General features: G+C 42.2%; 18 protein-coding genes. 13 read left to right on the top strand and 5 right to left on the bottom strand.

The window, feature by feature from the left end:
- Positions 1-4: 4 nt before the first annotated feature.
- The 6 genes from N521_RS11285 (at position 5) to N521_RS11260 (ending at position 6745) form a co-directional block, all read left to right on the top strand.
- Entirely contained in the window at positions 5-1729 is a 1725-nt protein-coding gene (locus N521_RS11285; RefSeq protein WP_035391358.1) for a methyl-accepting chemotaxis protein, read from the top strand.
- Between the two features lie 82 nt (positions 1730-1811).
- Positions 1812-2198 (top strand): DnaJ family domain-containing protein, encoded by a 387-nt coding sequence (locus tag N521_RS11280; protein ID WP_035391356.1) that lies wholly within the window; start codon positions 1812-1814, stop codon positions 2196-2198.
- Positions 2199-2360: 162 nt separating this feature from the next.
- The gene (treP, locus tag N521_RS11275) at positions 2361-3794 is read left to right on the top strand and encodes a PTS system trehalose-specific EIIBC component (RefSeq protein ID WP_035391354.1); all 1434 of its coding nucleotides are present in this window, start codon (positions 2361-2363) and stop codon (positions 3792-3794) included.
- Between the two features lie 15 nt (positions 3795-3809).
- Positions 3810-5510, top strand: a complete 1701-nt coding sequence (gene treC, locus N521_RS11270) for an alpha,alpha-phosphotrehalase (RefSeq protein WP_035391352.1) — start codon at positions 3810-3812, stop codon at positions 5508-5510.
- 19 nt (positions 5511-5529) lie between these two features.
- Entirely contained in the window at positions 5530-6246 is a 717-nt protein-coding gene (gene treR / locus N521_RS11265) for a trehalose operon repressor (protein WP_007496585.1), read from the top strand.
- 64 nt (positions 6247-6310) lie between these two features.
- Positions 6311-6745 carry a hypothetical protein gene (locus N521_RS11260; RefSeq protein WP_035391351.1) on the top strand — a complete coding sequence of 145 codons (435 nt, stop codon included), beginning with the start codon at positions 6311-6313 and terminating at the stop codon, positions 6743-6745.
- Between the two features lie 247 nt (positions 6746-6992).
- Here N521_RS11260 and N521_RS11255 read toward each other — a convergent pair whose 3' ends face one another.
- Entirely contained in the window at positions 6993-11273 is a 4281-nt protein-coding gene (locus N521_RS11255; RefSeq protein ID WP_035391349.1) for a multifunctional 2',3'-cyclic-nucleotide 2'-phosphodiesterase/3'-nucleotidase/5'-nucleotidase, read from the bottom strand.
- A 254-nt stretch (positions 11274-11527) separates the two neighbouring features.
- Between N521_RS11255 and N521_RS11250 the strand changes: the two genes are divergently transcribed.
- The gene (locus N521_RS11250; RefSeq protein WP_035391347.1) at positions 11528-12046 is read left to right on the top strand and encodes a type 1 glutamine amidotransferase domain-containing protein; all 519 of its coding nucleotides are present in this window, start codon (positions 11528-11530) and stop codon (positions 12044-12046) included.
- 107 nt (positions 12047-12153) lie between these two features.
- Here the strand turns inward: N521_RS11250 and N521_RS11245 are convergent, their stop codons facing one another.
- Positions 12154-12369: a DUF1128 domain-containing protein gene (locus N521_RS11245; RefSeq protein ID WP_008341757.1), complete on the bottom strand. Its 216-nt coding sequence runs from the start codon at positions 12367-12369 to the stop codon at positions 12154-12156.
- A 75-nt stretch (positions 12370-12444) separates the two neighbouring features.
- Positions 12445-13800 carry an alanine/glycine:cation symporter family protein gene (locus N521_RS11240; RefSeq protein WP_007496593.1) on the bottom strand — a complete coding sequence of 452 codons (1356 nt, stop codon included), beginning with the start codon at positions 13798-13800 and terminating at the stop codon, positions 12445-12447.
- Positions 13801-13974: 174 nt separating this feature from the next.
- Here N521_RS11240 and N521_RS11235 point away from each other — a divergent pair, with 174 nt between their 5' ends.
- Genes N521_RS11235 through N521_RS11225 form a run of 3 tightly spaced genes read left to right on the top strand, consistent with a single transcriptional unit; the run spans position 13975 to position 15634 of the window.
- Positions 13975-14445, top strand: a complete 471-nt coding sequence (locus N521_RS11235) for a low molecular weight protein-tyrosine-phosphatase (RefSeq protein WP_035391345.1) — start codon at positions 13975-13977, stop codon at positions 14443-14445.
- Positions 14446-14464: 19 nt separating this feature from the next.
- Positions 14465-14797 carry a hypothetical protein gene (locus tag N521_RS11230; protein ID WP_035391343.1) on the top strand — a complete coding sequence of 111 codons (333 nt, stop codon included), beginning with the start codon at positions 14465-14467 and terminating at the stop codon, positions 14795-14797.
- An 18-nt stretch (positions 14798-14815) separates the two neighbouring features.
- Entirely contained in the window at positions 14816-15634 is an 819-nt protein-coding gene (locus N521_RS11225) for a YihY/virulence factor BrkB family protein (protein ID WP_008341753.1), read from the top strand.
- Between the two features lie 207 nt (positions 15635-15841).
- On the opposite strand, the gene N521_RS11220 is transcribed toward N521_RS11225, so the two are convergent.
- A complete protein-coding gene (locus tag N521_RS11220; RefSeq protein WP_035391341.1) occupies positions 15842-17023 on the bottom strand; it encodes an MFS transporter in 1182 nt (393 codons plus the stop codon).
- Between the two features lie 75 nt (positions 17024-17098).
- On the opposite strand from N521_RS11220, the gene N521_RS11215 reads away from it, so the two are divergent.
- The 3 genes from N521_RS11215 to N521_RS11205 all read left to right on the top strand — a co-directional run bounded on the left by N521_RS11215 (position 17099) and on the right by N521_RS11205 (position 19459).
- On the top strand, positions 17099-17476 hold the full coding sequence (locus N521_RS11215) for an OsmC family protein (protein WP_007496602.1): 378 nt from the start codon (positions 17099-17101) through the stop codon (positions 17474-17476).
- Positions 17477-17541: 65 nt separating this feature from the next.
- The gene (cax, locus tag N521_RS11210; protein ID WP_035391339.1) at positions 17542-18609 is read left to right on the top strand and encodes a calcium/proton exchanger; all 1068 of its coding nucleotides are present in this window, start codon (positions 17542-17544) and stop codon (positions 18607-18609) included.
- Positions 18610-18676: 67 nt separating this feature from the next.
- Positions 18677-19459, top strand: coding sequence for a YfkD famly protein (locus N521_RS11205; RefSeq protein WP_017366830.1), 783 nt, complete (start codon positions 18677-18679; stop codon positions 19457-19459).
- A 374-nt stretch (positions 19460-19833) separates the two neighbouring features.
- On the opposite strand, the gene N521_RS11200 is transcribed toward N521_RS11205, so the two are convergent.
- On the bottom strand, positions 19834-20553 hold the full coding sequence (locus tag N521_RS11200; protein WP_007496614.1) for a YebC/PmpR family DNA-binding transcriptional regulator: 720 nt from the start codon (positions 20551-20553) through the stop codon (positions 19834-19836).
- Positions 20554-20555: the final 2 nt, after the last annotated feature.

Below are 20555 nucleotides of genomic sequence, written 5' to 3'. Positions count from 1 at the left end.
AAAAATGGCGAAACAAAGGAAGTTTGGAGGACTTACGATATCCTCCAAAATCATGTCAGTCGTTGTCGTAACATTACTCGCAACCGTTGCATTATTCGTTCTAACATTTTATTTAGTTAGCCAGGATTTATCTTCCCAATTATTAAAGCAATTTGATTATCGATTAACAACAGATATTGATACAGCGAAAAAAGAAATCGATCATATTGATGGAAATGTCCTTAGCATTAGCGGGAAGGATGATCCCATTTATGTGGAGATCAAAAAGAAATTCACAGAACTACAAAAAGATCATACGCTTGAGAACTTATACGTGTTATCAAATAAGGGCGGCAAAGAAAGAATCATCGTACTAACAGGGGAAGACAATGATTTTGATCAAGATTATGTCTTTTCAGATGAAATGAAACAAGCTCTTTCTGAAGATAAAATGGTCAAAAGTGACATTTACGTTGATTCGTATGGGACTCATAAATCCGTCTTTTTACCAATTAAAGATTCAGGCGGTGAACTCACGGGGATTTTAGGAATTGACTTAGATGCCTCTGTTGTTCCAGCAACAACGAAAAAGCTGACAATTTATATCACAGTAGCATCTGCGATTGTGCTCATCGGCGGATTACTCTTCTCATTCTTCATGGGAAGAAGAATTGCAAAACCAGCACGCTCATTAATGGAATCAGCGGATCGAATTGCAGATGGTGATTTAACTGGCATGGTAGAAGTTCAAAGTAAAGATGAGATCGGTCAATTAGCGGCTTCCTTCCAGAAAATGCAGGGACGGATCAAAGAGCTTATTGGACAGATCTCAAACTCATCAAGTGAAGTGTCGAAAATGTCTTCACAGCTTCGCACAGTGACAACGGAATCTAGTCAAAGTGCACAACAAGTGTCAGAAGCGATGACGAATATGAGTGAAGGAATCAATGATTCAGTCGCAAACATTACAGACTGCACAACATCTGTTGCGGAAATCGATACTCAAATCGAAGGCGTAACAAAAGAAGTGGATGAAATGAAATCTGTTTCATCAAAAGTACAAGAGCAGTCAGAATCTGGTCAAAAATTGGTGCAGCATGTGCTTGAACATCTCAACATGTTACATGACATGATGACAAGCTCCAAGCAAGCGGCAGAAGAATTGCAATCACATTCAACAGAAATTGAAAGTGTCATCTCCATTATTACGGACATTTCAGCGCAAACGAATCTGCTTGCACTGAATGCTTCTATTGAAGCCGCACGTGTAGGAGAAGAAGGAAAAGGATTTGCTGTTGTGGCTGATGAAGTCCGTAAGTTAGCTGAACAGTCAGCTGATGCAGCTAAAACGGTCTCAGACTTAGTCATTGGCACACAGGAAAATAGTCAGCGTGTCCTTGAAAGCGTGGAGGAAAGCAGTAAAGCAGTGGAAGAAGGCCGTGAGCAAATGAAAGGCACATCGCAGAACTTCGCTGGTATTTATGATGGAGTGTCTCAATTTGCAAGCAGAACGAACAATTTGCTTCAATCTATTCAGCAGGTAGAACGAGCATATCAAACAATTTCTACATCGATTGAACAAATTTCGGTCGTGTCAGAAGAACATGCGGCAAGCTCTCAAGAAGTAGCGGCAGCAACAGAACAACAAAGTGCTGGCATGCAGCAAATTTCAAGTGCGATTGAACAGCTCTCTGACATGTCAGAGGACTTGGCACAAATGGTATCTACTTTTAAAATCGACAAAAAATAACGAGAAAGCTGGCTCTTGTGAGAGAGTCAGCTTTTTTGCTATGCTTAACCAAAATATCAGACGATCTGAAAGGAGACGTGTCATGGATTTTGCGCAGAGATTGTCAGAAGAACGGATCAAAAAGGCGATGGACCATGGAGCTTTTGAAGGACTATCAGGCTTTGGGAAACCTCTGCCAAAGGATGATGCTGCTCATGTACCAGAAGAGCTGAGGATGGGCTATCGAATCATGAAAAATGCTGGCTTTGCCGGGGAAGAAACCGCTTTGAAAAAAGAACTAATGACGGTCAAAGAGTTACTGAAAACGAGTATAGATGGAGAAGAAAGAAAAAAACTCTCTCTCGTATGTGAGGAAAAACAAAAACGCCTCGATGAACTCACATCCAAGCGCCAAACGTTTGCTCGACCAGCCTCCTCCTTTTATAAGAATAGGGTCTACGAAAAACTAACGGAGCATAAAAAAAGATGATGACACGCTGCCTCTCTGAGCACATTGAGGGAGCTTTTTTTATGAAAGCGCTACATTTTCTTATTGACTACATGTATATACAAATATAAAATATGAGGTGAACATGTATATACAAGTTTTGATTCTTTTTTCTTATAAAAAAACGATCTCGGAGGGGATAGCATGGCTGATTATCAGGCAGCGGCAGATCAGATTTTGAAAGCCATTGGCGGCAAAGAAAACATTGATCAAGCCACACATTGTGTGACAAGACTTCGTTTTGTGCTAAAAGATGAAGGTAAGGTGGATGAGAAAGCACTAGAACAAATTGATGAAGTGAAGGGATCTTTCTCAGCGAATGGCCAATACCAAGTGGTCATTGGTCAAGGAGTGGTGAATCGGGTTTATGCCGAAATGGTCAAACAGACGGGAATCGGCGAAGCGACAAAAGAGGACGTCAAGCGTGCCTCTGATCAGAAATTAAATCCTTTACAGCGTGCGGTGAAAACGCTTGCAGATATCTTCATTCCAATCCTTCCAGCTATCGTGACAGCCGGTTTATTGATGGGGATTAATAATATTTTAACAGCTCCTGATATTTTCTTTGATCAAAAATCCATTGTGGATGTGTATCCGGCATGGGCGGATTTAGCAAATATGATCAACTTGATTGCAGGCACTGCCTTTACCTTTTTGCCAGCATTAATTGGCTGGTCGGCTGTCAAGCGGTTTGGAGGTAATCCACTTCTAGGGATGGTCCTCGGACTGATGCTTGTACATCCAGATCTGTTGAATGCTTGGGGGTATGGAGCGGCGGAAAAGACAGGTGACATTCCTGTTTGGAATTTGTTTGGACTTGAAGTACAAAAGGTAGGTTACCAAGGGCAGGTTCTTCCGATACTCGTCGCCTCCTATTTACTCGCAAAGCTCGAATTATTTATAACAAAACGGACACCTGAAAGTATTCAGCTGTTAGTTGTTGCACCAATTACATTATTACTCATTGGATTTTTATCATTTATCGTCATTGGTCCCGTTACATTTGCGATCGGAAACGTTTTAACATCTGGACTCGTCACCGTATTCCAGCAATTCGCAGCACTTGGCGGTCTTTTATATGGCGGATTGTATGCAGCGTTAGTCATTACAGGGATGCATCATACGTTCCTAGCAGTCGATATTCAGCTGATTAACTCAAAACTGCACGGCACGTTCCTATGGCCAATGCTCGCCTTGTCTAATATTGCTCAAGGATCAGCGGCACTTGCGATGATGTTTGTCTTAAAAGATGAAAAGCAAAAAGGGCTCTCGCTGACATCAAGTATTTCTGCTTACTTGGGCATTACTGAACCGGCGATGTTTGGGGTGAACTTGCGCTATAGATTCCCGTTTATTTTTGCCCTGATCAGTTCAGGGATAGCTGGTATGTTTATTGCCTCACAAGGGGTACTGGCAAGTTCAGTCGGCGTTGGAGGCATTCCAGGAATCTTCTCGATCATTCCGAAATATTGGGGGGCATTTGCCATCGGAATGGTGATTGTGCTGATCGTCCCATTCATTGGTACCCTTTTATATGCAAAACTTAAAAAGAAGGATGTATCACAAGAACTTAACTAGTGGTGGTGAAGGAAATTGAATCAACAAACAAACGAACCGTGGTGGAAAAAAGCCGTGGTCTATCAAATCTATCCGAAGAGCTTTTTAGACACAACAGGCTCTGGTACAGGTGATATCAATGGCGTGACGAAAAAGCTCGACTATATCAAAGAGCTAGGGGCGGATTGTATTTGGCTGACCCCTATGTATGAGTCACCACAGCATGACAATGGTTATGATATTAGTGATTATACAAAAATCCATGACATGTACGGCACAATGGCTGATTTTGAGCACATGCTGAAAGAAGCACATGAACGAGGGATCCGTGTCATCATGGATCTCGCCGTGAACCATACGTCGATTTTCCATGAGTGGTTTCAAGCCTCCCGAGAGTCGAAGGAGAACCCGTATCGAGACTATTATATTTGGAAGGAGCCGAAAGCGGACGGCTCTCCTCCGAATGATTGGCAGTCAAAGTTTGGCGGGCCAGCGTGGGAATTAGATGAAGCGACAGGTGACTATTATCTTCATTTATATGATGTTACCCAGGCAGACCTCAATTGGGAACATGATGAAGTGCGCAGGAAAGTATATGACATCATGCACTTTTGGTTTGAAAAAGGGATCGATGGATTCAGACTGGATGTCATCAATAACATTTCAAAGGATCAACGCTTTTTAGATGATGCCGGGCAATCAGTGCAAGGTGATGGACGTATGTACTATACAGATGGGCCGAGAATTCATGAATTTTTGCATGAAATGAATCAGGAAGTGTTTTCGAAATATGATAGCATGACCGTGGGGGAAATGTCTTCAACGAATATTACAGACTGCATTCGGTATACAAGACCTGATCGGCAGGAGCTGGATATGACGTTTAATTTTCATCATTTAAAAGTCGACTATCCTAACGGTGAAAAGTGGGCCATTGCGCCATTTGATTTTCTAGAGTTGAAATCAATTCTGTCAGAATGGCAGACGAAAATGCATGAGGGCGGCGGCTGGAACGCACTCTTTTGGTGCAACCATGACCAGCCACGCATCGTGTCTAGATACGGTGATGATGGCACGTACCATCAGCAATCAGCGAAGATGCTGGCGACCACCATTCATTTGATGCAAGGCACTCCTTATATTTATCAAGGTGAAGAAATTGGGATGAAGAATCCTCGCTTTGAGGACATTTCGTCATACCGCGATATTGAATCACTCAATATGTACGAAGTCATGCTTGAAAAAGGGAAAACAAAGGAAGAAGCTTTGGCGATTTTACAGGTCAAATCAAGAGATAACGCAAGGACACCTATGCAATGGACGTCGGAAAAAAATGTGGGATTCTCAAAAGGTACACCTTGGATTGAACCAGCTCAAAACGATATTTCAGTAGAAGCTGCATTAAAAGACGAGACGTCGATTTTTTATCATTATCAAGCCCTTTGCAGACTTCGAAAAGAACTTGATGTGATCACCTATGGGAGCTTTACTTTACTGCTTTCAGATGATCCAAAGGTGTTTGCGTATGTGCGAGAAGGCAAAGATGAGAAGATTCTCGTGATCAACCATTTTTATGCAGGCGAGACGGACTTTACACTTCCAGATGAGCTTGCAAAGGATGTCAATGAAATGGAAGGGCAAGTCCTGCTGTCCAATTATGAGGATGTGCCGGCAGATATCAAGGGATTTACGTTGCGCCCATATGAGTCAATCGTTTATCATTTAACCAAACGCTAGTAAATGGGGCGGAAGGAAAATGAAAGAGAATAAGTTTCGAGTGATTTATGATCAGCTCGCAAGACGAATTGAACAAGGTGAATGGCAGGATAAAGGCATCCTCCCATCAGAACATGAGCTGTCTGTCATGTATGACACATCCCGTGAGACGGTGAGAAAGGCATTAAACATCCTTGTGCAAAATGGCTATATCCAAAAAATTCGTGGGAAAGGCTCAGTATTGCTGAATCGAGAGAAAATGCAGTTCCCAGTTTCGGGTCTTGTCAGCTTTAAAGAGCTTTCCCAAACGCTTGGGCGAAAGACGGTAACAACGGTTCATGAGTTCGGTTTAATCAAGCCAGATCAGTATATTCAGTCTCAGCTGAAAATCAGTGGGCAGGAGGACGTTTGGGAAGTGATTCGCTCTCGCAATATTAGCGGAGAAGAAGTCATTTTAGACAAAGATTACTTTTTGCAAAAACATGTGCAGGTCTTGTCTAAGGACATTTGTGAAGGATCGATTTACGAGTATATTGAAGGAGAACTTGGGGTCTCGATTAGTTATGCTCAAAAGGAATTTGTGGTCGAGCCATGTACTGAAGAAGATGAAAGGTATCTCGATTTGAACGGGTTTGATCATGTGGTAGTGGTGAAGAATTATGTGTTCTTGGAGGATACGAGTCTATTCCAATACACAGAAAGCCGCCACCGCCTAGATCGTTTCAGGTTCGTGGATTTTGCTAGAAGAGAGAAGTAGACAGGGCCGAGGCTCTGTCTATTTCAGGTTTTAGGGAAACAAGAGCAACATTCTAGGAGGACAAATGATCAGACTGAATAGACCATTAAAATTAAGAGATTTAGAAATTTTTAGCGTGATGAAAGATCACAGGATTTTATGTTATGTCATCATTGAAGACACGCGAAAACCGTTTACGGAAGAAGATAGAAAATTAGAGCCGTTATGTTATATGGATGAAGAAGACATTCAAGCGATTTTGAATGAATTTCATATTTCAATTATCAGTGATGAAACATTAAATGAAGAAGATTTAACCCTTGTGAAATCGTACTTTGCTGAATTTGTGAATAACACGAACTTAACGAATTTCATTACGAGAGAATATGTTCAAGAGGATTTATATGCCGTTGATGATGAAGATGATATCGCGTTTTTTAATAGAATGCTGCGTCATATAGGGTCAGATGATGTGAAAGAATTTGATGACCGTCATTGGATGTATTTATCCCAAAATTGATAGTGAGATGGAAAAAGGACAGAGCCGAAGCTCTGTCCTCAGCGTGTAGACAAACCCTCGCATTCGTTGTCAAATCTGTGCTCCGGTGCTCACGAATGTCAAATTCGCTCCGCTCCGGTGCTCGACTTTCCTAGACTGCAAAGGTTTTCTATCACGCTGAAAAAAAAGACAAAGGGCTAAAATCAAGTCCATTTTAGCCCTTTGTCCACAATCTGAAAGGACAGAGCCAATGCTCTGTCCTTTTCGATTAAGATGATACTTTGTTTCGTGTGCGCTTGCGCTGGTAGTAATAAAGGATACCGCCTGAGGCGAGCATGAGTAAGCCAATCAATACCGCTGTATACATCATCGTTGCCGTATTCGGCAGTGTGCCGCCTGGCATGCCGCTTCCATCCTGATTTGGATTCGAACCGCCTGGAGCAGAAGTTCCACCGTCTCCGCCATTTTGGTCTGGACTTGTTCCAGCAGCTTCACTTTGATTGAGTACGGTGTATTCACTAAAGTGCTCCGTTTTACCTGAGACAATCCCGTTTTCGAATGAACCGTTACTTGTTTTGGCATAGCGGTTTTTCTCACGATCGACATAATAGACACCTGGTTTTTTCGCTTTTTCAGGCGCGTCTAATGTAAAGAACAGTGTGACGGGATCTTTAAAGGTAGACACATTTTTCTGATCTTGTTTGATTTGGAAATCGTATGTGTCGGTTAATGCGTTTTTCACCTTATTTGTTTTTGCCATCGATATATCTGCATCTTGCTCTGACAAATTGGAGAGCGGTAATGCTAGACCGACTTTGTCATGATAGATGGTGACGTTTGGATCTTGCTCTCGTTTCTTCAGTTCAGCTACTTGCCCTTTTGATAGAGACAATTGAACCTTTTTCGCTTCGGTTGCTTTGTCTAAATAGAGCAATGCTTTGTTCGTATGCTGCACATACGTTTGGAATTTCTCATCATCTTGAATGTCATAGGCGCCTTTTCCTTTCAAGCGAGGAAGGAATACTTCTTTCACTCGATGGTCGATGACTGGAGAAATATGACCGTCTGCCTGTTCAATTTGCTCTTTGAAAATTTCATAGTCAACATAGCCTAAGTCTTCACCATGAGACGCTTCTGTAAAGACGCTGTAGCCATCACCGCCTGTGCCGACAAATGCATTAGTCGCCACGCGGTATGTTTTCTGATCATCAATGTCAGTCAGATTGCCATTTTGATCTTTCAATTTGACATCAATCAGTCTGCTGCCAGCTGGTTTACTCAGTGTAAACGTATATTCAATACCGGCTACATGAGGGAATGCGCCTCCGCCTTCTTCAATGCCTGAAAGACCTTGTTCAAGCGCTTTTTTAATTTGACTGCCTTTTAAATCTGCGACATATAGTGTGTTTCCAAAAGGCATCACGGTTAAAATATCCCCTAATGTGATATCTCCTTTTTCAATGCTGCCTCGAATACCACCGCCGTTTGTAATGGCAAGGTCAGCCCCAGCAGATTCTTGTGCTTTCTTTAACATGCCATCTGCAATAAAGTTTCCAAGGTTCGTTTCCTTTGCACGGACGTGTTCACGTTGTCCATCTAAAAAGACATCTGACGTCCCGACTTTTTCGGTTTTTAAATCTTGGATATCTGCCTTGTACTGATCAAGAATCGCTTTTGCGTCCGCATCTTCTTTCACAGAGTCGTCGATCGTGATGAGGTCAAAAGTAGATTCTTTTGGCTGTACGACGCCTTTTTTGTCAAAGGCCACGTCTACTTTTCCTAAAAATTGTCCGTAGTCTTTTACTTGCGCAACAATCGTTGGTTCTTTTTTATTGATGACCTTTAATTTTTCAACAAGGGTGTGGGTGTGACCACCAATGATGAGATCAATGCCATCTACTTTTTGAGCCAGTTCTAGATCACGGTTATAGCCAATATGTGTGAGCGCAATAATTTTATTGATTTTTTCTTTAGTTTGAATGGTTTTGACTGTTTCTTTTGCTTTTTTGTATGCATCTTGAAATTGAATGTTGGGACCACTGCTGGATGTAATCGCTGTGTCTTCAGTGGTTAGACCAAATACAGCGACCTTTTCACCATTTACGTCAAGTAGAATGTAAGGGTAAATGCCAGCTTCTTTTTTCTCACCAGCTTTAAATGTTGCTGGTTTTTTCACTAAATCGCTTAACTGTTTTTCCTTAGAGACATTCACGTTTGATGACACGATCGGGAAGTTCGGTTTTTCAAACTGGTGACGGTTTTTAGCATCTACACTGGATGCATCACCTGTCAGGAATTGACGAAGGACAGATGGACCTTTGTCAAATTCATGATTCCCGAACGTCATGGCATCGTATTTCATTAAGTTCATCAGTTTCAGATCGGCAAGTCCTTGCCATTTTGTGAAATAGAGATCACCAGAGAAGACATCTCCAGCGTCTAATAAAATATTGTTTTCGCTTTGGGCGCGAACTTCTTTGATCTTGGTTGCGCGTCTTGCTGCATCATCCAGATGTGCATGTGTATCGTTTGTATGCATCACCGTTAAATGCCAATTGTCTGTTGCAGGTGGTTCTGTTGTACCATCATCTTTAAACGCTAGCTTGTACACGCCAAGTCCGTCTGTGCTGGCATTCCGAATAAAGTCGACGCTGCTTGATTTCTCTGCGAACGGTTTTGCAAGTAGAGAAGATTCAAAGGTGACTGTTGCGCCTTTTACTGGTGCAATGGACCAGTTTTGATCTGCGCTTGGGTTAATGGTTTTTTGTTCAATAATATAATCCATCAGCACTTGGCGGTTCTCATCTGCTGAGGCGAGCACCACTTTATCTTGTGTGAGGTGCGGGAACCCTCCGCCGCCAGATGCACGGTAGTTGTTTGTCACGACTAAAAATTCTTGATTGTCAGAAACGGGTTTTCCGTTGTAAGACAAGTTTTTGATGCGGTTCGCACTAGCGTTAACAAGTGTGCCTGTTGTGCTGTATTTAGCAGGCTGTGTGACATCTACTTGGTACGTCACACCATCGATCACATCAAAATTATATGAGCGGTATTCTTCGTTTAAAATAGGCTGTTCATTTGAAGTATTTGGTTTGATTTGGTTAAACTGACCAGCAGACATTTCAAGCCAGTCTTTTACTTCACTGCCTTTTAGTTTTACAATCTGCACGGTGTTATCGTAAAGGTAAAGATCACCGATGTTTTTAATCGCTAAATCACCTTTTGCGATATTTGTATAATAGTTCACACCATTGCGTCCGCCGGCTTTAAATGGTGCACCTGCAGAGAGAATCGGCAAGTTTTTGTACGAAGTATCTTTCATTTTTTCTTGTGCATACCATTTCTGGGCATCTGTCACGATTTGAATAGAAGGGTCATCCATCACTTGAGCGAAAAAGCTGTTAATGTCTGCTTCTGTTTTTCCAACTGGCTTTCTGACGTAATCTAGGGTGTTTTGGTGAGTTGTTTGAATGGCATTTTTCACTGTACTGTTTTGATATGTCACCCCGGCAACGGATTCAATTTTGCCTGTTCCGTCTGTGACTTTCCAGTTGCTGCCGTCTGGCTCTAGTGTTAAATCAATGACTCCGAGGTAGCTTCCCCAGTTTTTTGACATGACGACAGGAATGCCATTAATGGTTCCTTTTGCGACATCAAATTTGTCGACGCCGCTATATTCAGCGCTTGGGAATGTGCCATGCTGATGGCCAGACACAATCGCATCAATGCCTTTTGTTTTCGTGGCAAGGTCAAAGATCATATTTTCTGATCCTTTAGGTGAAGCTGTTTTTTCAATTCCTGTATGAGCAAGAGCGACGATCACATCTGCGCCTTTTGCTTTCATTTCTGGAATGGTTTCATTGGCAGACTCCACAATATCCTGCACTTGAACTTGTCCATCTAAATGCTTCTTATCCCACGTCATAATTTGTGGTGGTACGAATCCTATGTAACCGACTTTCACAGTTTGGGAGGCTCCGTTTGCATCTTTAAAGGTTTTATCCTGAATGACATAAGGAGTAAATCGGTGTTCTCCGTTTAACTTTTTGACGTTCGCATTGACAATCGGGAAGTTGGCGCCCGCAATGGTACCGTCAAGAAAAGATAAACCATAGTTAAATTCATGATTGCCGAGTGTACCTGCATCATATTTTAATTTGTTGAGTGTATGAATAATGGGGTGAACCTTTGTTTGATTGATGATGCTGTCTTTTTCATTTTTATAAACGTATTCTCCAAGAGGGGTTCCTTGAATCAGGTCTCCGTTATCAACAAGGAGTGTATTGGGATTTTGTGAACGGTGCTTGTCAATCAGCTCGGCTGTTTTTGCCAAACCGAATTCATTTGTTTCTTTGTCACTGTAGTAATCATAATTCATCATGTTCGCATGAACATCTGTTGTGGCTAAGATACTGACCTTTACGGCGCTGCCGCTTTCTGTTTCTGCATAAGTAGGTACTGCTGGGAGAATGAGACTAATCAACATCATGGAAGTGAGCAGAATAGACAGGTTTTTCCTTCGTTTAGACCTATGTGCTTGTTTCTTCACCTGATCTCCGCCTTTCTAATTTTTTTGACCACAATACCTATTGTAGAAATGTTTCGTTAACTTTTGTAGTTATTTTTTGCAGATTATTGTAAAGATAACATAAATCATACGAATTACCTTGTTAAGGGAATGTGAATGAGTCTAAATGCTTATTTTTCTGAAAGGGGGTTTTCTCATAGGGATAGGATGTTTGATTTCAATTGGCGGGGGTATAGTGTGTAGTGTAAACGATAATTAAGCAGGAGGGTTTCTACATGGGTAAGAAAATTGCAGTTGTCTTAACAGATTACTTTGAGGATGTTGAATTCACCGAGCCTGCAAAAGCCTTTAAAGACGCAGGCCATGAGATCACAGTCATTGAAAACGAAAAAGGAAAAACAGTGAAAGGAAAGCAAGGAGAGGCAGAAGTAAGAGTCGATGCGTCTATCGATAACGTGAAACCAGAAGACTTCGATGCACTTCTGATTCCTGGCGGCTTCTCACCAGACATTCTGCGTGCGGATGATCGCTACGTGCAATTCACAAAAGCCTTTATGGACGAGAAAAAACCAGTATTTGCGATCTGTCATGGACCGCAATTGCTTATTACAGCGAAGACGCTGGAAGGAAGAGGCGCGACCGGCTATACATCCATTCAAGTAGATATGGAAAACGCAGGCGCCAAATTCAAAGATGAAGAAGTTGTCGTTTGTCAGGATCAGCTTGTCACAAGCCGTACACCTGATGACATTCCAGCATTTAACCTTGAATCATTAAAACTGCTCGCAAAATAAGTAGTTTTGACAGGATAAACAAAGCCAGCACCTTGCGAGGTGCTGGCTTTTTCTGTGCATGGATGTAAGAAAGCGGCGTCAACCGCAATTCAGTATCAGGTGCACGATTATTTTCTTAAGCTTTTCAGCTCGCTTGCAATGGCTTGCATTTCACTTGGGCTGAATGAAGATTTTTTCATCACCATTTGGTGAAGAAATTCAATATCTTCATACTTATCTGGACTGAAGTCTTCGGCTTTGATGACTCCAATATTCAGCATATTGAGCTTTTGCGAAATGTCTTCAATCAGCTGATTGACTTCAGCCGCTTTTTGCTGTGACAAGGGCGGCACGTCCTTTCCTGCATGTGTCGAATAATATGTCTATTTTAACAGAAAAGCAAAAGAATAAAAGGGCTATTATGACGACACTGAAATGTTTTTTTCCTTTTTCTCCTCTTTGATCTTATCAATGATTCGTTTGGATTCAAACACCACAACACCTGATAAACCGATGAGTCCAATTAAGTTTGGAATGGCCATCAGTCCATTGAGCATATCTGCTACGCCCCAGACGAAGTCATTCTTAAACACGGCACCGAAAAAGACAGCTATCACAAACACGATACGATAATACATGACGTACGAATCCTTCGCCAAATATGTAAAGCATTTTTCCCCGTAATAGGACCAGCCAATGATGGTTGAATAAGCAAACAGGAGCAGCCCGATTGCCACGATGGTTGAGCCAGCTGGACCGAGGAAGTGAGCAAAGGATAACGAAGTCAGCGCATCACTTTTTTCTGTTAAATACATATCTGCCATGACAATCGTAATGCCAGTGATAGAACAAACAATGATGGTGTCAATAAACACTTGTGTCATAGAGACGAGAGCTTGACGGGCAGGCATATCCGTTTTCGCAGCCGCAGCAGCAATTGGTGCTGATCCAAGACCAGCTTCATTGGAAAAGACGCCTCGTGCAACACCCCAGCGAATAACGGTTCCAATCGCACCACCTGCCACGGCTTGACCTGTAAAAGCATCTGAGAAAATAAGACTGACTGCGCCAGGAACAAGATCAGCATTCATGACAAGAATGATGAGCCCGCAAATGACGTAAAATAAAGCCATGACTGGTACAAAAATAGATGTCACTCGGCCGATACTTTTAATTCCGCCTAAAATCACGAGTGCCGTAAAGGCGGTAATGATGATACCTGTTACCCAAGTTGGAATTTGAAAAGTAGAATTCATGACGCCTGAGATGGAATTAGACTGTACCAGGTTGCCGATCCCAAAGGCAGCACTGGCACCGAAAACAGCAAATAGCACCCCTAGCCATTTCTGTTTTAAGCCATGCTCTAAATAATACATAGGTCCGCCAGACATTTCGCCTTTTTCGTTTTTGACCCTGTATTTCACAGCCAGAACAGCTTCTGCAAACTTGGTGGCCATCCCGAAAAATGCAGCAAACCACATCCAAAATACTGCACCAGGACCACCTGCAATGACAGCTGAGGCAACACCGACGATATTCCCTGTACCGACAGTTGCAGCAAGAGCCGTCATTAATGCTTGGAAATGGGAGATATCTCCTTCTGATGTTTTGTCTTGTTTTGAAAAAGCGAGCTTTAAAGAATAAGGAAGTAATCTAATTTGAATGAAGAGAACGCGAAAGGTGAGGTAGATTCCAGTACCAACAATTAAAATCAACAGGGGAGGTCCCCACAAAAAATTGTTCATCGTCGTGACAAATTGCTCAATGATTCCCATCTAATGTCCCCCTTTGTTTGTGTAATTCTCCTAAAGTTTCTCCTGTTTTTGTGTAATTTGTCAATGCCGATGGGAGTTTTTCTTGCAAAGTTTCCAAAAGAAAAAGGGCTTGATATGATAGAGAAAAGGTTTTCCAAAGGGATTCTTAGGGAAAAGATAGGAGGAGAATGAAGGATGATTCATGTATTATTTGTGTGCCTCGGCAATATTTGCAGGTCACCGATGGCAGAGGCGATGTTTAGAAAACGAGTCGAAGACGAAGGGCTGAGTGAACACTTTGTGATTGATTCAGCAGGCATTGGCGGCTGGCATCAAGGCAGTCCTCCGCATGAAGGAACACGAAAGCTGCTTGATGAAAAGGGTATCAGCTATGAAAGAATGACTGCAAGACAAATCATGGATAAGGATATCACCACATACGACTATATCATTGCGATGGATGCTGAAAATGTAGGCGCCCTCCGCAGTTTAGCCGGCTATGGAAAACATCACTTTATTGGCCGTCTTCTTGACTTTGTAGAAGACGACGATCGAGACGATGTGCCAGATCCTTATTACACTGGGAACTTTGAGGAAGTACATGATTTAATTGAAACAGGAATTGATCGTTTTTTGACGTATGTAAAAAAAGAGAAACACCTTTAACTGAAAGGAGTCAGATGAGATGGAAGAGAACAAACAAATCGTGCTTCGGGGAGCTGTTATAGGCGCAGCCTGCGGCATATTGCTGACATTATTTCATCGTCCAACAAGAACTGCACTGAAAGAAAAATGGAATGACTGCCAGCAAAAGCTGGATGAATACCGCCTGGAGCCTGGCAAGATGTCTGCTTGCGTGAAGGAAAAAATGGAAGAAACGAAGCAATTGATGAGAACGGTCTCAGATGATTTGTCTTTTCTGAATGAACAGGTGAATCAGTTAAAGGAAACAACACCAAAGGTATTAGAGATTATTGAAGAAACAAAGGATCACTTTCAAAAGAAACAGAAAGATTGATCATTGGAGATGAGGCGTATGGGTTTTGTTAAAGCGTTAATCGGACGCTTTTTGCTGCATGAAGGACCGGCAAAATCAGCTGAACTTGCGTATTTCTTTTTGCTTTCATTATTTCCGTTTCTCATCTTCGTGCTGACGCTTGTTGGTTATTTGCCGCTGACATCAAAGGATGTTCTAAGCGTCATTTCTGGTTATGCGCCAGAGGGAGCGCTTTCGATGATTGAATCCATTGCCGAAGAGACGCTGAATAACCGTAACGGCGGATTGTTGTCATTCGGGATTATTGCGGCACTCTGGTCTGCATCCAACGGTATTAATGCGGTTGTCAGAGCATTTAACCATGCTTACGAAGTTGAGGAAAATCGTTCCTTCATTCTCGTACGTTTAACATCGATTATCTTAACCATTGCGATGGTGCTTACGATTATTTTTGCCTTGATGCTGCCTGTCTTTGGAAAAGAACTTGGCTTATTCGTTGCCAAATTAGTAGGGCAGTCAGATGCGTTTCTCACCATTTGGACCGCCATGAGATGGATTATTAGTCCACTGATTTTACTAATTGTTTTTACATCCCTATATTATTTTGCCCCCAACATCAGGCTGAAATTGAAATTTGTGCTGCCGGGCGCCATATTCGCATCTGTTGGCTGGATTCTCGTCAGCATGCTGTTCTCATTTTATGTAGGCGAATTTGCCAACTATAGTGCGATGTACGGAAGCATTGGGGGAATCATTATATTAATGATCTGGTTTTATTTAACCGGCATTATGATCATCCTCGGCGGCGAGCTCAATGCGCTTTTACATAAGCGTAAAATCGTACCAGGCAAGGTGTGAAAAAAACCGGGCATCCTAAAGAAGAACGAACTTGTTCAATCTTAATGGATGGGGGAATACCGAATGTCTAAACAATCGAAAAAAGGCGGAAGCAACACAAAACAAAACAAAGGCCATCAGCCAAAGCACAAAACAAGTGGAAGTGCGAATGGGCAAAATGGGTATCACTAGATGAAAAAACTCCTCTGCATAGGTGCAGGGGAGTTTTTAATGAGAAATGGATTCGTTTGGAGTGTCGACCACTGACTGTGTACGCCCAAATCGAACACAACAAAACACAAATAAAATCACAATGCTGACAAGGTAAAGTAAATTCATGCCCTCGAACGTCTGCACAAAGAATCCGCCAAGAACCGGACCGAGAATACTTCCTGCACTAAACGCCATCCCGCACATCAAATTCCCAGCAGGCAGCAGATGCTTTGGCAATAAGTCCGTCATATAACTGATGCCAAGTGAGAAGGTCGAACCTACAGCCATACCTGCGATAAAGAAACAGATCGCAACAGACAAAACGGACTGAATAAAAATTCCTGCTAAAAGGAAAAAGAATGAACCGACGAGTGTCACAACTAAAATCAAGCGTCGTCTGCCGAAACGGTCACTCAGCATCCCGAGAGGAAGCTGAAAAACAATACTCCCAATCGCAAACGCAGGTAAAATAAACGCAACAGCATCTATCGTCACCCCGCTTCTCAGCGCATACACAGGGAAGTTACTATTGAGCGTCGTTTCTAAAAAGCCATAGCAAAACGGCATCATAAACGCTACCCAGCCAAATTGAAACGCCTTCTTGAAGCGCTTCAAACTATTTGTCTGCTCTGACGTCTGCATCTCACCTGTATCAGGATATGTATTTTTTAAAACAAACACAAGCAGCCAAATACACAAACTAACTGCACCAGACACAATAAACGGCAAGGATGGATTGATTTCAATGAGTGGTGTTAAAAAAGGGCCAGCGGCAAAACCGAGTCCAAAGGATAACCCATACAATGAAATATTTCGCCCGCGATTTCTAGATGATGAGGCATAGGTTACCCACGTCTGTGTGGAGAAATGAAGCATATGATCACCGATGCCGATCATCAGCCGCAAGAAGAACCAGACGACATAAGATTCAATAAAGACAAAGCTAAACAAACTTAAAAAGACAGCAGCGCCCCCAATGACGATCAATGGTTTAAATCCGAAGCGGCGAAGCGGCGCTTCCATAAAAGGAGACGCAAGCAGCACGCCGATATATAAACCGGTGGCATGCAGTCCGTTTAACGTCGGAGAAGTGCCGGCATGTTCGAAAATAATCGAAATAACTGGCAGTAACGCTCCCTGTGAAAAACCAGATACGGATACAAGTAAAATTAAAATCATAAAATGAATTCTCGACATAAGAAGCTCCTTACAAGTTCATGCTTTCATCGTACAATGGAACCATAGGGGTTTCAATAGAAAGGTGGAAAAGGAATGAAGCTGATATACGAAAATGATCGGTGGGTCGCAAATGCTGATCAAAGGCAGCTACATATTTCAGGAAATGAAGAAGCGGGATACAGGCCGTATCAATTGTTCGCCTCGGCTATTGCGGGCTGTTTTGGAGAAATGGTCATTCATGTATGCCGAAAAAAACGAATATCCTATCAAGGGCTGACCATTACGCCTGAAACGACAAGAGAAGGAACTGTAAACAAAATCACTCATATTCATTTACATATGATCTTTGAAAGCATCAGCACCTCTGATGAACAGCTGGAAAAAGTAATGAAACTTGCGTTGAAGCATTGTTCCATGGTGCAATCCGTGAAAGGAACGATTGATATCACCCTTTCACACGAACGAATCTAAATGTATATGATGCCGGCACTCACGAAAGAATAACAGTCAGATATGATGTAAAGGAGATTGGCTGTATGAATCGTTTGTTTCTTGTGATTGTCGCAATCGGTGTTCCATTATCTGTAATTGGTAGTTTTCTTCATTTCCCGCAGGCTGTCATGTTCGCCGTCTATTGTATCGCCATCATCGGTCTTGCAAGTTATATGGGAAGAGCGACAGAGAGTCTTGCCATTATAGCGGGACCAAGAATTGGCGGTTTGTTAAACGCTACTTTTGGAAATGCAGTGGAATTAATCATTTCATTTTTTGCATTAAAACAAGGACTCACTGCCATTGTCCTTGCTTCACTCACTGGCTCAGTGATTGGCAATTTACTGCTCGTGGCTGGACTGTCTTTTTTCGTTGGCGGATTGAAATTTAAACGACAAGAGTTCAACGTCCACGATGCAAGGCATAACTCTGGGCTGCTTATGTTTGCGATTATTGTGGCATTTGTCATTCCAGAAGTCTTTTCCATGGGGATGGCAGAAGATCGTCAATTTGTTTTAAGTATCGGCATTAGCATCGTGATGATTTTGCTTTATGTCGCAGCACTCTATTTCAAACTTGTCAGCCACAGGGGTGTTTATGTTGCCAAGCAAGAAATTGCGGAAGGGGAAGCCGCTACGGAAGAAGAAACACCAGAATGGTCGGGGAAGTTTGCCACGGCGATTTTACTCCTTGCGACAATTGCTGTGGCGTATATTTCAGAGCGGCTCGTCCATACATTTGACACAGTCGGAGAACAGTTTGGCTGGAGTGAACTGTTTATCGGGGTCATCATTGTTGCGATTGTCGGTAATGCAGCAGAACACGCATCTGCTGTGATTATGGCGTATAAAAACAAAATGGATGTCGCAGTGGAAATTGCTTTCGGTTCTACGCTTCAAGTCGCCATGATGGTCGCACCGATCCTTGTGATCAGCTCTCTGTTTTTTGAAAAGCAAATGCCACTGATCTTCTCATTACCAGAGCTCATTGCCATGGCATCCTCTGTTTTACTAACGGTCATCCTCTCAAATGATGGGGATACGAACTGGTTTGAAGGTGCTACATTGCTCGCTGCCTATTTCATAATGGCGATTGGATTTTTCCTTTTATAATCTTTTGTGGATAAGGGACGTCTTTCGGGAAAATACTATGGAAAAATGAATGAGAAAGAGTGATGATATGAAAAAGATGCCCCGCATCATGTTTGTTGTTCTCTTATCCTTAAGTTTTCTATACAGCTTTCCAGCCGAGGCAGCAAAGCCGTTTAAGGTGCCATCGTCTGTCGCCAGTATCTCAAAGGAAAATACGTATCCAAATGCGTCACAGGATCAACCGCTGCTCCAGCCGAGCGAGCTGACGGCCGAATTATTTAAAACAACAAGTGTACCAATTGAAAATACACATTTGATTAAAATGCTGAATGAATCCAGTATCTCAGGTACACCGTTAGCAGTTGGCTACAGGGCAACAATTTTTCTTGGAAGATGGGCACTCAGCTATGATTCAAACGAAACCGTCGCCAATTGGGAATACAAAAAAGTGAACACGAATCACATTGATAATAGAGGCGGAAACAAAACAGCCATCGGCAAATATGTGCAAAAGCAACAAGTAAAAGTAAGTGGAGGGCTCACAGCAAAAGTACCAAACCCAGAAGATGTGAAAACATTGATGATGCAAAAAGCCATCCAAAAAACAAAACTTCCGCTCGCCTTCGACACAGTGATTGGTGCAGGAACAAAGCGAGATCAGTCCTACCACGTCTCTCCGAAAAAAGCAGCAACCCTGCATGCATACGCTCCAGCCATTAACGAAAAAGGAAAGGTTACTTACGGAGAAGTGTATCTTGTGCTCAAGGGAAATAAACGCAAACTTGTCGTAAAAAATGTGACCTCACAAGGAATCGGCGCTTGGATTCCTGTTCAGGATCACCTGACGTTTGGGTTTCAAGGGATGAATTAAAAACAGTCATCTCCTCTTACCAAGGGGAGATGACTGTTTTTTGATTAAGATGTCCTATCTTTTTTCTTTTTCATTTCATGAATGTAAAAATCAAAGGCGTTATATAAAAACCATACAAAGAAAAGAAAGAGAAAGACTTTCGTGAATATCGTCAAATTGTTGAAAATTAAGCATAGGCCAATAAAAGGGAGGATCATAAAGCCATAATACGAAAACCACCATGTTTTAAAAATGAAACTCAGCTCCTTGGTTATTTGTGGAAACGACTCTTTCTTCATATTACATGGTCTTGAGTAGAACGTAAACCTTACCTAGACAATAAAAAAGCCAACGCGGAAGTTGAATGAATCCAACAACTACGATGGCTTAGCTGATTATTCTCCTAAATCCACATTATGATAAACTTGCTGCACGTCTTCAAGCTCTTCTAATACATCGATTAGTTTCTCGAATTGTGCTTTCGATTCATCATCTAATGTCACTTCGTTTTGAGGCAGCATTGTGATTTCAGCGACAGTAAATTCTTCTACGCCTGCCTGTTTGAACGCTTCTTGAACTTGATGGAATTGATCTGGTTCAGCGTAGACGATCACCGTATCATCTTCTTCCATAATGTCACGTACATCAATGTCTGCTTCCATTAAAAGTTCAAGCGTTTCTTCTTCACTTTTCCCCTCGACACCGATCACCGCTGTTTGGTCAAACATGTAAGCAACAGATCCACTGACGCCCATATTTCCGCCGTTTTTCCCAAATGCTGCACGAACATCAGACGCTGTGCGGTTGACGTTATTGGTCAGGGCATCAACGATCACCATAGATCCGTTTGGACCAAATCCTTCGTAACGCAGCTCATCGAAGTTCTCTTCTGCACCGCCTTTTGCTTTTTCAATCGCACGGTCCACAATGTGTTTTGGGACACTATATGTTTTTGCACGTTCTAGGACAAAGCGAAGTGCTTGGTTTGATTCTGGATTTGGCTCACCTTGCTTGGCAGCCACATAGATTTCACGCCCGAATTTTGCGTAAATACGACTTGTATTGGCATCCTTTGATGCTTTCTTTTCTTTAATGTTGTTCCATTTACGACCCATCT

Origin of the sequence: Bacillus sp. UNC125MFCrub1.1 (genome assembly GCF_000701305.1) — a bacterium.
In the GTDB taxonomy this organism is placed as follows: domain Bacteria; phylum Bacillota; class Bacilli; order Bacillales; family Bacillaceae; genus Bacillus; species Bacillus altitudinis.
Note: the sequence above shows the minus strand (reverse complement) of the source record. Positions and strands in the feature narration are given on the sequence as shown.

What these genes read in the sequence shown, in the direction of transcription:
- N521_RS11215 (WP_007496602.1), top strand. Translation starts at nt 17,099, where the DNA reads ATGAAGCTGATATACGAAAATGATCGGTGGGTCGCAAATGCTGATCAA.
- N521_RS11230 (WP_035391343.1), top strand. Translation starts at nt 14,465, where the DNA reads ATGGAAGAGAACAAACAAATCGTGCTTCGGGGAGCTGTTATAGGCGCA.
- N521_RS11235 (WP_035391345.1), top strand. Translation starts at nt 13,975, where the DNA reads ATGATTCATGTATTATTTGTGTGCCTCGGCAATATTTGCAGGTCACCG.
- treP (WP_035391354.1), top strand. Translation starts at nt 2,361, where the DNA reads ATGGCTGATTATCAGGCAGCGGCAGATCAGATTTTGAAAGCCATTGGC.
- N521_RS11285 (WP_035391358.1), top strand. Translation starts at nt 5, where the DNA reads ATGGCGAAACAAAGGAAGTTTGGAGGACTTACGATATCCTCCAAAATC.
- treR (WP_007496585.1), top strand. Translation starts at nt 5,530, where the DNA reads ATGAAAGAGAATAAGTTTCGAGTGATTTATGATCAGCTCGCAAGACGA.
- N521_RS11250 (WP_035391347.1), top strand. Translation starts at nt 11,528, where the DNA reads ATGGGTAAGAAAATTGCAGTTGTCTTAACAGATTACTTTGAGGATGTT.
- N521_RS11280 (WP_035391356.1), top strand. Translation starts at nt 1,812, where the DNA reads ATGGATTTTGCGCAGAGATTGTCAGAAGAACGGATCAAAAAGGCGATG.
- N521_RS11205 (WP_017366830.1), top strand. Translation starts at nt 18,677, where the DNA reads ATGAAAAAGATGCCCCGCATCATGTTTGTTGTTCTCTTATCCTTAAGT.
- N521_RS11240 (WP_007496593.1), bottom strand. Translation starts at nt 13,800, where the DNA reads ATGGGAATCATTGAGCAATTTGTCACGACGATGAACAATTTTTTGTGG.
- N521_RS11220 (WP_035391341.1), bottom strand. Translation starts at nt 17,023, where the DNA reads ATGTCGAGAATTCATTTTATGATTTTAATTTTACTTGTATCCGTATCT.
- cax (WP_035391339.1), top strand. Translation starts at nt 17,542, where the DNA reads ATGAATCGTTTGTTTCTTGTGATTGTCGCAATCGGTGTTCCATTATCT.
- N521_RS11260 (WP_035391351.1), top strand. Translation starts at nt 6,311, where the DNA reads ATGATCAGACTGAATAGACCATTAAAATTAAGAGATTTAGAAATTTTT.
- N521_RS11225 (WP_008341753.1), top strand. Translation starts at nt 14,816, where the DNA reads ATGGGTTTTGTTAAAGCGTTAATCGGACGCTTTTTGCTGCATGAAGGA.
- N521_RS11200 (WP_007496614.1), bottom strand. Translation starts at nt 20,553, where the DNA reads ATGGGTCGTAAATGGAACAACATTAAAGAAAAGAAAGCATCAAAGGAT.